Here is a 14,847-nt window from a genome sequence, read left to right on the forward strand (position 1 = left end):
CTTTTAGGCACTGCCGGGAAAGCTTCTGCCGAGCATGGCTCGGCACTACAAGCCCCTCTCCCGCTTGCGGGAGAGGGGTTGGGGTGAGGGGAGCTTTTGAGGCTTTACCGCAAACGCTTCTGCCGAGCATGGCTCGGCACTACAAGCCCCTCTCCCTTTTCGGAAGAGGGGTTGAGAGAAGAGGGGGCTGTCGCTTTACCACCAGCAGGTTATCCTCGCCCTCCAGGCCGAACCGAAGACGCTACCGTGTCCCCCCGAATCGCATTCCTTGCCAGTGCCGTCGAGTCCGCCCAGCAGGCCCGTGTCGCCTTGGCTGCCCGTTATGGCGACCATGACCCAGACGAGGCCGACGTGATCTGCCCTCTGGGTGGTGATGGCTTCATGCTGCAGACCCTGCATCGCCATGGCAGCAAAGGCAAGCCGGTATTCGGCATGAAACTGGGCACCGTCGGCTTCCTGATGAACCATCATCGCGAAGACGACCTGATCCAACGCCTGGCTCTGGCCGAACCGGCGCACCTGCGCCCGCTGGAAATGATCGCGCTGACCGAGTCGGGTACCACCACCGGCTCGCTGGCCTACAACGATGTGTCGATGCTGCGGCAGACCCGCCAGGCTGCGCATATCGGCATCGATCTCAATGGCCAGCAGCGCGTGGAAGAGCTGATCTGCGACGGCGTGCTGGTGTCCACTCCTGCCGGCAGCACGGCGTACAACTACTCTGCGCACGGCCCGATCCTGCCGCTGGGCTCCAATACCATCGCCCTGACGCCCTTGGCGCCTTACCGTCCGCGCCGCTGGCGGGGGGCCATCCTCAAGGCTGAGACCGAAGTGCGCTTCCGCGTGCTCGATCCCTACAAGCGCCCGGTCAGTGTCACCGCCGATTCACACGAAACCCGCGACGTGGTGGAAGTGACCATCCGCGAGTCGCGGGAGCGTCAGGTGACCCTGCTGTTCGACCCCGAACACAACCTCGAAGAGCGCATCCTCAGTGAGCAGTTCATGGTGTGAGGGCAGGCCGGTGCGCTCGGCAATGCGCCGTTTGGGTGCGGTGGCGGCGCTTGCAGGTAGACTGGGCCCCGTTCCTTGATCGCATTGGGTTCATCGTCCATGGGTGACAACACTCCCCGGCTTCTCACCGTCGCGGTTACTTCGCGCGCATTGTTCGATCTTGAAGAAGGCCATGCCTTGTTCGAACGCGAAGGTCTGGAGGCTTATGCCGCCTACCAGCGGGCGCACGAAGACGATGTGCTCAAGCCCGGTGTCGCCTTTCCGGTAGTGCGCAAGCTGCTGGCGCTCAATGATGGGGCGCCGGTGGAAACCCCGCGTGTGGAAGTGATCCTGTTGTCGCGCAACTCGGCCGACACCGGCCTGCGTATCTTCAATTCCATCCAGCATTACAAGTTGGATATCGTGCGCGCTACCTTCACCGCCGGCGAGCCGACCTGGCCATACGTCAAACCGTTTGGCACGGACCTGTTCCTGTCGGCCAATCCTGATTCGGTGCGGCGCGCCCTGGTAAACGGCATCGCTGCCGCCACCATCCTGCCGCAGAGCGCGCAGGAAGTTGCTGCGGCATCGGCAGCCGCCACCGACACCGGTCGTTCAAAAACCCAGCTGCGCATTGCCTTCGACGGTGATGCGGTGATTTTCGGGGACGAAAGCGAGCGTATCTCGCGCGAGCAGGGCGTCGAGGCTTTTGGTCGGCATGAGCGTGAGCGCGCGCATGAGCCACTCAGCGGTGGTCCATTCCGCAACTTCCTGTCAGCACTGCATGCCTTGCAGGCAGCGTTCCCGGCCGGCGAAGCCGCACCGATCCGCACCGCGCTGGTGACGGCACGTTCGGCGCCCGCGCATGAGCGCGTGATCCGCACGCTGCGCGAGTGGGGCGTGCGTCTTGACGAAGCCTTGTTCCTCGGCGGCCGCCACAAAGGCCCGTTCCTGGAAGCCTTCGGTGCCGATATTTTCTTTGACGACTCACAGCACAACATCGACAGCGCGCGTCAGCACGTAGCTGCCGGGCATGTGCCGCATGGTGTGGCGAATCCGGATTGATCCAACCTGCCTTTTGTAGGAGCGGCGTCAGCCGCGAAACCACCGATATTTCCGGCGGGCGTTGTCTGCAATTGCAGACAACATGTATCTGGTCCTTTCGCCAGCTTCGCGGCTGACGCCGCTCCTACAAAAGCCAGCAGGCTTGCAGCCATGCATCCAGCGCATGCTAGGATGAAGACGCTTTCGCGGGTTCCTACCTGAACCAGCGGCAATCCTGCCGCGCCCTGATCTGCACGAATGCAGCAGATCCCTCCCGCACTGCACCCACCCGGTGATCCAGGGGCGGGGCCCGTCCCCGACCGGTAGCGTCACGTACCTGCCATTCCCTTCAACGCTGCCCTGCGTGGCGGCCGGGTGTTTCGCGCGCCGCGCGGGACTGGACGCATTGTCTCTCCTGCACGGTGCATCACGCGCCCTTGCGCAGTGCCGTCGCGTCCGCGCGTTGGCAGCTACACAGGAGAAACAACCCGTATGACCATGCGTATCGCCATTCTTGGAGCCGGCCCCAGTGGCCTGGCGCAACTTCGTGCCTTTGAGTCCGCCCGCCGTGGTGGAGCTGAAGTGCCAGAGATCGTCTGCTTCGAAAAGCAATCCGATCTCGGCGGGATGTGGAACTACACATGGCGTACCGGGCTGGATGCTTACGGCGAACCGGTGCATGGCAGCATGTACCGCTACCTCTGGTCGAACGGACCGAAGGAAGCGCTGGAGTTTGCCGACTATAGTTTTGAAGAGCATTTTGGCCGCCCGATCGCCTCCTATCCGCCGCGTGCCGTGTTGCGCGACTACATCATGGGCCGCATCGAAAAGAGCGGTGTGCGCGACCAGATCCGCTTCAACATGGCAGTGCAATGGGTCGACTATTCGGAAGAAACCCAGCGTTTCACCGTCACCGTACGTGACCTTAAAAAGGACGAGCTGGTCAGCGAAGAGTTTGATCGGGTGATTGTCGCCACCGGCCATTTTTCTACGCCGAACGCGCCCTTCTTCGAAGGCGTGGATCGTTTCCCGGGCCGTGTGCTGCATGCGCATGATTTCCGCGATGCCTGCGAGTTCGCCGACAAGGACCTGCTGCTGGTCGGTGCCAGCTACTCGGCCGAGGATATCGGCACGCAGTGCTACAAGTACGGCGCCAGGTCGGTAACCTTCAGCTACCGCAGCGCACCCACCGGCTATGACTGGCCCGCAGCATTCGAGGAAAAGCCCCTGCTGCAGCGTGTGGAAGGCACCACCGCGCACTTCATCGATGGCAGTTCAAAGCAGGTGGATGCGATCGTGCTGTGCACCGGCTACCAGCATCACTTCCCGTTCCTGCCGGATGCATTGACGCTGCGCACCCGCAACCGCCTGTACCCCGGCGATCTGTACAAGGGTGTGTTCTGGATCGACAACCCGAAGCTGATCTACCTGGGCATGCAGGACCAGTACTACACCTTCAACATGTTCGATGCGCAGGCCTGGTACGCGCGTGATGTGATTCTTGGCAAGATCGCCCTGCCTTCAGGCGATGCGATGCGGGCTGACAGCGAAGCCTGGCTGGCACGCGAGGAAGCAACGACCTCGGCCGAACAGGACATCGATTTCCAGACCGAATACGTGCGCGACCTGCTCGACGCCACCGACTATCCGGACTTCAACGTCGAGGCTGTGGCCACGCTGTTCAAGCAGTGGAAGCACGACAAGAAGGACGACATCCTCGGCTATCGCAATTACAGCTACCGTTCGGTGTTGACCGGCACCTTGGCGCCGTTGCATCACACGCCGTGGATGCAGGCGATGGATGATTCGCTTGAGGCCTTCCTAGCTGACAGCGAGGTCGAAGCACCGGAACGGCTGATTGCCTGATCCGGCAGGCGCCGGTCAACCCGGCGCCTGTCCCAGTGGCAGCAGGATGTTGGTCAGCCGCCAGCGCAGCCCTTGGCGGCTCAGTACGAATACCACTTCGCGGCCGTCTTCCAGATGGGTGGTGGCGGTGAAGCGCGACAGCGATTCGTAGTGGCCGGTGGTATTGGCCAACGGCTTGGCCGGCGAGGGTGGCGCCCAGGTATCGCCACCGACGGTGTCACCGATGGCGCGCTTCCACAGGCTGTCGCCCTGCAGGATGGCAGCGATGCCCAACGGGGTGACAAAGGTGTCGACGCCAGCACCGGCCAGGTTGCCGGCCACGCCCAGCGCTACCTGGCCGAACAGGCTGGACTGCATGTCCGCGCCGGCCTTGCGCACAACGTAGTCGTTGAGCTGGGCCTTCATGTTGACGCGTACGGCGGCGAAGTCGACATGGCGCGCCAGCTTGCCGGTGTCGCGCTGTTCAATGGCCTGGCTGATGCCACGGATGGCCAGGTACGGGCCGCCGACCACATAGGCGGCCAGCAATACCGCGACGGTGATGACGGCGGCGAGTATCCATTTCTTCATTGCGTTGCTGTCCTTGATATCAGGGGTGCGCGGAGCTGCGTGCTTCAGCCCAGCGGCGCAGCATGACCAGGGTCTCGGCCCAGGCCTGGCTGCAGAAACCCAGGTACTCACTGTCGCCATCCCAGCCCAGATGATGAAACTCCAGCACGGTCATCGGCTCGCCTTCATGTGGCAGGCCGCGCCAGCTGCCGGGGCTTGCCCGGCGCGACAGGTCGAAGCGGATCTCGGTGCCGGTCCAGGCCGAGGCCGGGCTCTGCGGTGGGTGCCTGCTGATGACTTCCCAGCGCACGCAGCCGCTGGGGCTGCTCTCGAGGATCTTCATGGCCACCACGCCATGGCCGGAGCCGGGGTTGTGGCTGAGCACCATGTCGCCATCGATGACCGACTGCTGGTGCGGTATCCACCATTGCCCCAGTCCTTCGGCATTGGCCAACCCGGCATGGACGGTTGCCAGCGGGGCATCGATCCAGACTTGAAGGTGGATGCTGGTCATGGCGGCGTCCTGTCGGAGGTTGCCGCCAAGCGTGCCGCAAACCTTGTTGGTTTGCGTGAAGCCGATGCTAATCAGAATTCCAGATCCAGCGCAGCGCACAGGTAGTCGACGAACGGGCCGAGTGCGGCCAGGTCCTTGGCCAGGGTCTGGCGCAGGCGCGGGCCGGTCATCATCTCGTCATCGAGCGAGCGCCACAGCACCCAGTTGCGGTGCTTGAGGTCGTCGATGAACTCGAAATCGGCGGGGAAACCGCGCGGCGGCCGCACCAGCTTCTCGCTGCTCTCGAACTCGTAGCGCTTGCGCGTGGCCGGCGCATGCGCGGCGGCCTTCCAGCTGCCGGGGTTGTCGAGGATGAACTGGCGCAGGCGACGCTGCACGTCCGGCTCCGGGTGCCAGATGCCGGCGCCGACAAAGCTCTCGCCCGGCGCCAGATGGATGTAATACGACGGCGCCGGCACCTGCTTGCGGCGTTCGTGGAACAGCCGCGCGCCTTGCCAGGTCTTGTACGGGGCTTTGTCGTGGGAAAAGCGCGAGTCGCGGTAGATGCGGAACAGCGAGCCGCCAACGGTGCGCGGGTCGGCCTGGAAATGCGTGCTGACCTGGCTCAGGTCCGGCTGCAGGTCGGTGATCAGGCGCAGGAACGGTTGCCGCACGTGGTCTTCGTACTGCTGCTTGTGCTCGGCAAACCAGGTCTTGTCGTTGTGGCGGGCCAGCCCGCGCAGGAACTTGAAGCTGGCGTCGCTGAAATACTGGGTCATGGTGTGTCCTGCAGGGTGTGGTGCCACTGGTCCAGGGCATCGAGCAGGGCCAGGGATGCCGGGTTGTCCTTGTGTTCCTCGCGCAGCGCGGCGATCTGCGCGACATGTTCCGGTAAGGTCTGTTCGGCCAGGCCAGGTGTGCTGAAACGCTGCTGACGATACGCATCCCAGCGTGAGCGTGCGGTCGCGTCCAGCGTCTGCGGGTAGTTGCGGGCACGGTAGCGGAACAGCAGTTCGGGCAGGCGCGGATCGCGGAAGCGCCCTTCCAGTTCTGCCAGTGCCTCCGGCGGCGCGGTGCGCACCTTGCTGAGCAGGCCCTTGTCGCCCTCGGCGAGGAAGCCGTCGTAGAGCGAGGCATCGGCATCGATGGGGCCATCGTTGACGCGCTCGCGGGCGAACACCTGGCGCGCCTTCTCGGCCAGTTGCGGGCCGAGTTCGCGCAGTTTCTCGGCCTTGGCTTCAATGGCTGCAGGGTCGATCTGCAGGCGTTCGAAATCGGCATCGCGCAGGTGGTTCCATGCGACCAGCGCCGGCACCTTGTTGAGATGCACTTCTTTCAACGGAATCCGCTGCTGGCCTTCGGGCAGATCGGCGGCGCGGGTATACAGGCGCGCGGTGATCTCTTCGACCGACAACTCAAGCAAGGGCTCGATGTCGCCCTCAAGATCAAACACGATGACCCGGTTGTTGATGTGCGGGTGGCGCGCCAGCGGCAATACCGGTGCGGCGCACAGGCGGCTGGCCGGGTAGCGCATCGAAATGTGCAGCACCGGTGTCATCGCCACCACGTCGAGCAGGCTGCTGACGTAGCGTTTGTCGCGCAGGCGCAGCGCGTATTCCCACATGCGCGGTTGCGCCTGACGGAAGCGCCGCGCCATGCCGATGGTGGCGTAGACGTCTGACAAGGCCTCGTGCGCATCACCTTCGCGCACGTCGTTGGCCAGCGCCAGGTGTTCAAGCTTGAACGAGGTGGCGCCATCTTCGCGCTTGGGCCAGTTGATGCCGTCCGGGCGCAGGGCGTGCACCAGGCGCAGCATGTCGAGCAGATCCCAGCGCGAGTTGCCGCTGCGCCACTCGCGTTCGTACGGATCGTGGAAATTGCGGAACAGGCCGTAGCGCACGAACTCATCGTCGAAGCGCAGCGTGTTGTAGCCCAGCGTGCAGGTCTTGGGCTTGCTCATCATCTCGTTGATGCGGGCAAAGGCCTCGGCCTCACTGACGCCCTCGGCCAAGGCGTGCTGCGGGGTGATGCCGGTGATCAGCGTCGCGATGGGCGAGGGCAGTAGGTCGTCAGCGGGTTTGACGTAGAAACTGACCGGTTCCTCGATGACCTTCAGCTCGGCGTCGGTACGCACGGCGGCGAACTGGGCAATGCGGGTGCGGCGTGGATCCTGGCCAAAGGTTTCCAGGTCGTAGAACAGAAAACTCTCGGCCATCAGTGGGCTCCTTCCAGTACCGGCAGCTGTGCATGGACGATCTGTTCCAGTGCCGCCCAATCGATGCCATCCAGCGAATCAAGGCCGGCGGTGGCGTTGGCCAGGATGGTCTGCTGCAGGCGGGTGCGGTGCAGCGCTACTGCATAGGGCGTGTGCAGGAAGGTCACCATCGTGTAATGCGGCACGAAGCGGGTCGGCCAGCGCGCCTGCAGCTCCTGTTCCAGCTCGCGCTGCAACAGATAGGCCGGGTCGGCGACGCGGTCGCGCATCTCCAGGTAGTTGTCCAAGGCCATCTGCTGGATGGCCGCGGCATTGGGTTTGCGTTCGGCTTCAAACGCGGCAAAGGCCTGTTCGGTGGTGGCGTTGTCGGCCAGGCAGCGGGCCAGTACCACGCAGTCCTCGAAGGCGCAGTTCATGCCCTGGCCGTGGAAGGGCACCATCGCGTGTGCGGCGTCGCCGATCAGGACGGCCTTGCCGCACTGGTGCCAGCGGTCCAGGTACAGCGTGCCCAGCAAGCCGGGCGGGTGCTGGTCCCAATCCGCGCGCAGGTCGGGAATCAGCGGCAAGGTATCGGCGAAGTCGCGCCGGAACAATGCTTCCGCTTCGGCGCCGTTGCGTACCGTGGCGAAGCTGGGCTCACCTTCATTCGGCAGGAACAAAGTCACGGTGAACGTGCCTTCGTCATTGGGCAGGGCGATGCACATGTAATTGCCACGCGGCCAGATGTGCAGCGCATTTGCTTCGATCTGGAAGCTGCCGTCGGCAGCTGGCGGAATCTCGAGTTCCTTGTAGGAATGGTCGAGGAACTCCGTGCGCTCGCCGAGCGGGCGCTTGCGGCTCATTGCTGCACGCAGCGCCGAGCCGGCACCATCGGCACCGATCAGCGGCGTGTTGAAATGGATATCGTGTGGCTGGTCATCGCGGTCGTCGATGAAACGGGCGTAGCCGGCATCGAAGTCCACGGTGTGGAGGCGGCGATGGAAATGGATCTTCGCACCCGCCTGCTCGGCCAATTGCAGCAGCGTGGTGTTGAGATCCTTGCGGTGCACCGACCAGATCACTTCACTGTCATCGCGGCCATAGCGCTGTAGATCAGGCGCCCCTTCGCGTGGATGCACCATGCGTCCGCGCATCATGACGGCCTTGGCCATCACCTCGTCTTCGACACCGGCCTGGCGCAGGGCGTTGCGGCCGCGTTCGGCCAATGCCAGATTGATCGAGCGGCCGGACTCGTAATCGGCAATGCGCGGATCGCCGCGGCGTTCGTAAACGGTGATCTTCCAGCCCTGCCGTGACAGCAGGATGGCGAGCAGGGAGCCGGCCAGGCCGGCGCCGATCAGGGTGAGGCTGCGTGGGGTGGGGGTATTCAAGTCACAGGATTCCGTTGGTCAGACGCCAGCCCAGGTTTCCACTTCATCGACGAAGCGGTAGACATCGCTGTAGCGGTTGTACATCGGCGTGGGCGAGATGCGGATCACGTCGGGCTCGCGCCAGTCGCCGAGCACGCCCACCGATTGCAGGTACTCGAACAGCGAACGGCCCTGCGCGCGACCACCGGCCACGCGCAGCGAAAGCTGGCAGCCACGGCGTTCGGGATCGGACGGGGTGATGATCTGCAGCACATGATCCAGGCGCGCACGCACCATGGTTTCCAGATAGCCGGTGATCTTCAATGACTTCGTGCGCAGCGCGTCCATGCCGGCTTCGTCGTACAGCGCCAGTGATGCACGCAACGGAGCCAGCCCGAGCACCGGCGGATTGCTCAGCTGCCAGCCTTCGGCGCCCAGTTCCGGCACGAACTCCGGGGCCATCTGGAAGCGGGTAGCCTGCTCATGGCCCCACCAGCCGGCAAAGCGCGGCAGCGTGCTGTCGCGGGAATGGCGCTCGTGCACGAAGGCGCCGGCGACCGCACCGGGACCGGCATTGAGGTATTTGTAGTGGCACCACACCGCGAAATCCGGGGCGATGTCATGCAGGTTCAACGGCACGTTGCCGACCGAGTGGGCGAGATCGAAACCTACGTTGGCGCCCTGTGCGCGGGCCAGGCGGGTGATGGCGTCCAGGTCGAATACCTGGCCGCTGCGGTACTGCACGCCCGGCCACAGTACCAGGGCCACGCGCTTGCCGTGCTCGCTGATGGCGCGTTCGATGGCCTGCATCGAAATGGTGCCGTTGGCTTCGTCCGGCTGCACTTCGATCAGGTCGGTGGCCGGGTTGAAGCCGTGGAAGCGGATCTGCGCTTCCACCGCATGGCGATCGGTGGGGAAGGCGCCGGCTTCCATCAGGATCGCCGGGCGTTCGCTGGTCGGGCGATAGAAGCTGACCATCATCAGGTGCAGGTTCACGCTCAGTGTGTTCATGGCGACCACTTCGTGCGGCAGCGCACCGACCACGCCGGCCAGCGAATCGCGGACCAGGCGGTGATAGCTCAACCACTGCGTCGGGCCAGTGAAGTGGCCTTCCACCGCGATGCGCGCCCATTGATCCATCACTTCCTGCACCATGGCCTGCGCACCGCGTGGCTGCAGGCCCAGCGAGTTGCCAACGAAGTAAGTCTGATCGCTACCCTGATGCTGAGGGATCAGGAACTGGCTGCGCAGATGGCGTATTGGATCGGCGGCATCAAGCGCGGTGGCATGGGCAGGTGACAGCGTTTCGTTCATCGGTGCGGACACGTCGAGGATGTACCCGCAGTGTAACCGCGCCCGGCCGCTCAGACCTCCGGCGTTGCCGGTTGGGGCAGCGGGTGTACAGCACCGCAATGTTGGCAGGTACGGTGTGCCAGCGAGGTATGGAAACGGTCGAACACCTTGGGTAGGTCGGTTTCGATGTTCTTCAGGTGGAAGAACTCTTCGTAGATTTTGTGGTTGCACTGCTGGCAGAACCACATGAAGCCATCGAGCTCATGGTCCAGGCGCTTGCGCTCGACGACCAGGCCGATCGAGCCGGGCATGCGCTGCGGCGAATGCGGCACCCGCGGCGGCAGCAGGAAGATCTCCCCGGCCCGGATTGGAATGTCACGCACGGCCCCATCTTCCTGCACGCGCAGCACCATTTCGCCTTCGAGCTGGTAGAACCATTCCGGGCCTTCGTCCCAGTGATAGTCGTTGCGGCTGTTGGGGCCAGCAACCACCATCACGATGAAGTCGCCGTTCTCGATCATCTTGTTGCCGACCGGCGGCTTCAGGAGATGGCGGTGTTCTTCGATCCAGCCGAGCAGGTTCAGGGGTAGAGGGAGCATGTGGGGCCTGTTGGGTAACGGGGCTGGGGTGTTGCTGGGTGTTGGGTGGGGTGTGGCTGTTGCGCTTGCAGTTGTTGTTGTAGTTGCTGTTGCGCTTGAGGTTGCGTCTGCTCTTGCTTGGCTTTGGCTTTGGCTTCGGCTTTTGCTCGGGCTCGGGCTCGGGCTCGGGCTTGGGCTTTTGCTTGGGCTTTTGCCTTAGCTTCAGCTTTTGCCTTGTCCCTTCTCCCGCTGGCGGGAGAAGGTGCCCGAAGGGCGGATGAGGGCAGGGTTTTGACTTGGCTGGGGCGGTAGGCCCTCACCCCCAGCCCCTCTCCAGCAAGCGGGAGAGGGGAGGAAGCCTAGCTTCGGCCGGGATTGGGGAAGCTGGCTTCGGCAGGGGCTTTCAAGCTCAGTGCCTTTTGCCCTTCCGCGGCACAAAGGACAACGCCTTCTCATACGCAGGCTGCAGCTCTTCCGGTGCGCCCACATCAATACCCATCTCGCTGACGCGGCCGTCGCGCAGGCTGTAGACCCAGCCGTGCACCATCAGCTTCTGGCCGCGGGCCCAGGCGTCCTGGACGATGGTCGAGCGGCAGGCGTTGACCACCTGCTCGATCACGTTCAATTCGCACAGGCGCGCGTGGCGCAGGTCGGGGTCGTCGATCTGCGAGAGGATGTCGTCGTGCTTCTGTGCCACGTCTCCGACATGGCGCAGCCAGTTGTCGGCCAGGCCTACGCGCACGTGGTTCAGTGCCGCATGCACGCCGCCGCAGCCGTAGTGGCCGACGATCAGGATGTGCTTGATCTTGAGCTGGTCCACCGCGTACTGGATGACGCTCAGGCAGTTCAGGTCGGTGTGCACCACCACGTTGGCGATGTTGCGATGGACGAAGATTTCGCCCGGTGCCATGCCGATGATCTGGTTGGCGGGTACACGGGAATCGGAACAGCCGATCCACAGGTACTCCGGGTTCTGCTGCTTGGCCAGCTGGTGGAAGAATTCCGGATCTTCCTTTTCGATCCGGTCCGCCCACTCGCGGTTCTTCTGCAGCAGGTTGTGGATGTCTTTCATGGTGAAGCTTCCCTTGCGATCTGGAGGGTGAGGGCGTTGCCAAGCGCGTGCATGGCAACGTCGCGGGAAACGGGGCGCGGCTCAGTCATCGTGCTGGTCGCCGTGCTCATTGCGATACAGCTGCATCCACTGCGCCAGTTCAAGGGCGTCGGGCGTGTCCAGGGCCTGCAAGGCTCCGATCACCGCCAGCTGATTCGCCTGCGGGTGGTTCTGGCTCAGTTTCAGTTTGATCTGGATCTGCTGCACCTGCAGGCGGAAGCCTACGATGGCGCGCAGTGAGGGGCCGTGATCGTCCAGGCTTGCGTCAAAAACCCACTCCTGGCCAACGCTGGCTTCGAAGTGAGCGCTGGTATCCGACAGCAGCTGCGCCAATGCCGGCGCATCATCGAACACCTGCAGTTCGCCGACCAGCTCGGCGGCGGCGTAATTCCAGGTGGGGACGCGCGCGGCGCTTTCCTTGTCCGGATACCAGCTTGCCGACACGTAGCCCTGTGGCCCGTCAATCAGTACTTTGGCGCGGCCGCGATGCTGCGACTGCGGATTGGCCCGAGCCCAATGGCCGACCAGTTCGACCTGGTCGCCTTGGCGCCGGTACAGCACCGGCAGCCGGGTCAGTTCGGGCAGGCCATCGCTGCCGGTGGTCAACAGGGTCACGAACGGATCGCGTGCCAGCAGGCGATCCAGCCAGAGCAGGTCGTTCTCCACGAAGACGCGCTGGGCGAACACGAAGCTGTTAGACCCTGGTGCCGAGCAACTGCACCATGCGCTCGCGCAGCGCCTCATCGTCGCCTTGCGGCGGCGTTATTTCGTGCAGCGAGAAGCCGCGGTGCAGGGCGTCTTCTTCGTCCAGGCCGTCAAAGGCGACGAACTCGGCGTCGAACAGCTGCGCGCGGGCGGTGTCTTCGCTGTCATAGCTCAGCGTGTTGCCGTCGCTGTCCAGCACTTCGGCGGTGCCGCCTGCGCGGACCCGCAGGCGCGCCCAGATCAAGGTGCCGCCCAGTTGTGCCAGCCACCACTGGTCGGGGATGTTGTCGAAATCAGTCATTTCATTACCTGCGAAAAAAGCCACAACAGCAGTGCCATGCCCAGCCCGCCGAACGTCACCAGCAAGGCGATGCGTGCAGGCGTGGCCAGGCCGGACAGCGAGCGGTCGGCGATGCCACTAAAACCGCGCCCCAACAACCAGCGCAGGCTTTCCGGTTTGAGAAAGGCGCCGGCGCCGAACTCGGCTGCCAGCGCCGGGTGCCGGTCGCGGATATGTACCAGCGTCAACGGCCAGAAAATCAGGAAGGCACTGAGGCCGGCGATGGCCACCCCTACGAAACACAATGCGAAGAAGAGCGTCATGGTTGCAGAAGTGAATCAATGGAAGTGAGAAGCGAGGGACAGCGTTTGCCGCTCACGCGGTGCGACTTTGTTGTTTTCTCGTTCCTCACTTCTTGCTCCTCTCTTCCGTTGCTTAGAATTCCGCCGAACCCGGTGCACGGGGGTACGGAATGGCGTCGCGGATGTTGGACAGGCCGCAGACATAGACCACCAGGCGCTCGAAGCCCAGGCCGAAACCGGCATGCGGCACCGAACCGTAGCGACGGAAGTCGCGGTACCACTGGTAGTGTTCCCGATCCAAGCCGAACTGGGCCATGCGCGCGTCCAGCACATCCAGGCGCTCTTCGCGCTGGCTGCCGCCAATGATCTCGCCGATGCCCGGGGCCAGCACGTCCATCGCCGCAACGGTCTTGCCGTCGTCGTTCAGGCGCATGTAGAAGGCCTTGATGTGCTCGGGGTAGTTGGTCACCACCACCGGGCGGCCGACGTGTTCCTCGGTCAACCAGCGCTCGTGCTCGGTCTGCAGGTCCAGGCCCCATTCGACCGGGTAGTCGAACTTCTTGCCGGATTTCTGCAGCAGGGTGATCGCATCGCTGTACTCGATGCGCTCGAACGGAGCGTTGACGAAGGATTCCAGACGGGTGATGGCGTCTTTCTGCACGCGCTCGGCGATGAAGGCCATGTCGTCGGCGCGCTCATCGAGCACGGCACGGAACAGGTACTTCAGGAATTCCTCGGCTATGCGTGCGTCTTCGGCCAGGTCGGCGAAGGCGATTTCCGGCTCCACCATCCAGAACTCGGCCAGGTGGCGGGTGGTGTGGCTGTTCTCGGCGCGGAAGGTCGGGCCAAAGGTGTAGACCTTGCTCAGCGCCAGGCAGTAGGCCTCGACATTGAGCTGGCCGGACACGGTCAGGAAGGTTTCCTTGCCGAAGAAGTCGCGGCTGAAATCGATCTCGCCATTGCCGGTGCGCGGCAGATTGGCCATGTCCAGCGTCGAGACGCGGAACATCTGGCCGGCGCCTTCGGCATCGGAGGTGGTGACGATCGGGGTGCTGATCCAATAGAAACCGTTCTCGTGGAAATAACGGTGCACGGCCTTGGACAGGCAATCGCGGATACGGGTAACCGCGCCGAACAGGTTGGTGCGCGGGCGCAGGTGCGCCACTTCGCGCAGGAACTCCGGCGACATCGGCTTGGGCTGGATCGGGTAGGTCAGCGGGTCTTCGACCCAGCCCACCACCTCGAGCTTCTCAGCCTGGATCTCGAAGCTCTGGCCCTTGCCCTGCGACTTGACCAGGGTGCCGGTGGCAATCACCGAGCAGCTCGGGGTCAGGTTCTTGACCTCGTCGAAATTGGACAGCTTGTCGGTGGCCACGACCTGGATCGGGGCAAAGCACGAGCCATCGCTGACATTGACGAAGGCCAGTCCAGCCGAGCCGCGCACCGTGCGGACCCACCCGCGGACTGTGACTTCTCCGCCTTCCGGGAACTTCCCGGCAAGGGCGTGTGCAACGCTGACCACCGTCATGACTTGAATCCTCTGTTGATCGACTCGATCTGTGAATGCGAGATTTTAGCGGCTCAACGCCCGGGCAGGCGAGCATTTATCTACGCTTGCAGTCCGGCGGGTCGCCCACATCTATAATTGGACCGTAATTCTGCTGGAGTCGCCCCACCATGGCTGTTCATCTGACCCCCATCGCCCATTCCCGCGTGCAGCGCTTTGTCAGCAGCACCCCGGGCGCGTTGGGCCTGCGTTTTGGCGTGACCCGTACCGGCTGCTCGGGCTGGGGCCACATCACCGACCTGGCCAAGGATCAGCGTGAGGGCGATACCGTGTTCGAGCAGGACGGCGTACGCATCTACGTGGATTCCCAAAGCCTGCCGCTGGTGGATGGCACCGAGATCGACTACGGCAAGCAGGGGCTGAGCGAGACCTTTACGTTCAAAAATCCCAACGCAGCGGCCGAATGCGGCTGCGGCGAGAGCTTCACCACCGACGATATGCACCGCTGAGGCAAGCCGGCGGGCCTGTAGGAGCGGCGTAAGCCGCGAAGCACGGGGGCGAGTGC

The 14,847-nt window shown here is 63.8% G+C and carries 16 protein-coding genes; 4 read left to right on the forward strand and 12 right to left on the reverse strand.

Annotated features, from left to right (window positions below):
* Positions 1-246: 246 nt before the first annotated feature.
* The 3 genes from ABE493_RS12515 to ABE493_RS12525 all read left to right on the forward strand — a co-directional run bounded on the left by ABE493_RS12515 (position 247) and on the right by ABE493_RS12525 (position 3,900).
* Entirely contained in the window at positions 247-1,011 is a 765-nt protein-coding gene (locus ABE493_RS12515; RefSeq protein WP_346499244.1) for an NAD kinase, read from the forward strand.
* 99 nt (positions 1,012-1,110) lie between these two features.
* Positions 1,111-2,055 (forward strand): 5'-nucleotidase, encoded by a 945-nt coding sequence (locus tag ABE493_RS12520; protein WP_062166142.1) that lies wholly within the window; start codon positions 1,111-1,113, stop codon positions 2,053-2,055.
* Positions 2,056-2,526: 471 nt separating this feature from the next.
* On the forward strand, positions 2,527-3,900 hold the full coding sequence (locus ABE493_RS12525) for an NAD(P)/FAD-dependent oxidoreductase (RefSeq protein ID WP_346499245.1): 1,374 nt from the start codon (positions 2,527-2,529) through the stop codon (positions 3,898-3,900).
* A 15-nt stretch (positions 3,901-3,915) separates the two neighbouring features.
* Here the strand turns inward: ABE493_RS12525 and ABE493_RS12530 are convergent, their stop codons facing one another.
* The 12 genes from ABE493_RS12530 to asnS form a co-directional block, all read right to left on the reverse strand.
* Positions 3,916-4,470 (reverse strand): DUF2939 domain-containing protein, encoded by a 555-nt coding sequence (locus ABE493_RS12530; protein WP_346499246.1) that lies wholly within the window; start codon positions 4,468-4,470, stop codon positions 3,916-3,918.
* Between the two features lie 19 nt (positions 4,471-4,489).
* Positions 4,490-4,963, reverse strand: coding sequence for a hypothetical protein (locus ABE493_RS12535; protein WP_346499247.1), 474 nt, complete (start codon positions 4,961-4,963; stop codon positions 4,490-4,492).
* 71 nt (positions 4,964-5,034) lie between these two features.
* Positions 5,035-5,721, reverse strand: coding sequence for a DUF2461 domain-containing protein (locus tag ABE493_RS12540; RefSeq protein WP_346499249.1), 687 nt, complete (start codon positions 5,719-5,721; stop codon positions 5,035-5,037).
* Positions 5,718-7,157: an exodeoxyribonuclease I gene (sbcB, locus tag ABE493_RS12545; protein WP_346499250.1), complete on the reverse strand. Its 1,440-nt coding sequence runs from the start codon at positions 7,155-7,157 to the stop codon at positions 5,718-5,720. Before sbcB ends, ABE493_RS12540 begins: the two co-directional genes overlap by 4 nt.
* Positions 7,157-8,527 carry an FAD-dependent oxidoreductase gene (locus ABE493_RS12550; RefSeq protein WP_346499251.1) on the reverse strand — a complete coding sequence of 457 codons (1,371 nt, stop codon included), beginning with the start codon at positions 8,525-8,527 and terminating at the stop codon, positions 7,157-7,159. The genes sbcB and ABE493_RS12550 overlap by 1 nt, the downstream gene beginning before the upstream one ends.
* An 18-nt stretch (positions 8,528-8,545) precedes the next feature.
* Entirely contained in the window at positions 8,546-9,820 is a 1,275-nt protein-coding gene (gene kynU, locus ABE493_RS12555) for a kynureninase (RefSeq protein WP_346499252.1), read from the reverse strand.
* A 50-nt stretch (positions 9,821-9,870) separates the two neighbouring features.
* Entirely contained in the window at positions 9,871-10,398 is a 528-nt protein-coding gene (locus ABE493_RS12560; protein WP_346499253.1) for a 3-hydroxyanthranilate 3,4-dioxygenase, read from the reverse strand.
* Positions 10,399-10,786: 388 nt separating this feature from the next.
* A complete protein-coding gene (gene can / locus ABE493_RS12565) occupies positions 10,787-11,449 on the reverse strand; it encodes a carbonate dehydratase (RefSeq protein ID WP_346499254.1) in 663 nt (220 codons plus the stop codon).
* An 81-nt stretch (positions 11,450-11,530) separates the two neighbouring features.
* Entirely contained in the window at positions 11,531-12,175 is a 645-nt protein-coding gene (locus tag ABE493_RS12570) for an FMN-binding negative transcriptional regulator (protein WP_346499255.1), read from the reverse strand.
* 7 nt (positions 12,176-12,182) lie between these two features.
* Positions 12,183-12,494, reverse strand: coding sequence for a hypothetical protein (locus ABE493_RS12575; protein WP_346499256.1), 312 nt, complete (start codon positions 12,492-12,494; stop codon positions 12,183-12,185).
* Positions 12,491-12,796 carry a hypothetical protein gene (locus tag ABE493_RS12580; RefSeq protein ID WP_346499257.1) on the reverse strand — a complete coding sequence of 102 codons (306 nt, stop codon included), beginning with the start codon at positions 12,794-12,796 and terminating at the stop codon, positions 12,491-12,493. The genes ABE493_RS12575 and ABE493_RS12580 overlap by 4 nt, the downstream gene beginning before the upstream one ends.
* Positions 12,797-12,908: 112 nt before the next feature.
* Positions 12,909-14,303 (reverse strand): asparagine--tRNA ligase, encoded by a 1,395-nt coding sequence (gene asnS / locus ABE493_RS12585; protein ID WP_346499258.1) that lies wholly within the window; start codon positions 14,301-14,303, stop codon positions 12,909-12,911.
* 149 nt (positions 14,304-14,452) lie between these two features.
* On the opposite strand from asnS, the gene ABE493_RS12590 reads away from it, so the two are divergent.
* Positions 14,453-14,791, forward strand: coding sequence for a HesB/IscA family protein (locus ABE493_RS12590; protein WP_346499259.1), 339 nt, complete (start codon positions 14,453-14,455; stop codon positions 14,789-14,791).
* Positions 14,792-14,847: the final 56 nt, after the last annotated feature.

The sequence above is a fragment of the Stenotrophomonas terrae genome (assembly GCF_039674165.1).
Lineage (GTDB): Bacteria > Pseudomonadota > Gammaproteobacteria > Xanthomonadales > Xanthomonadaceae > Stenotrophomonas > Stenotrophomonas terrae_A.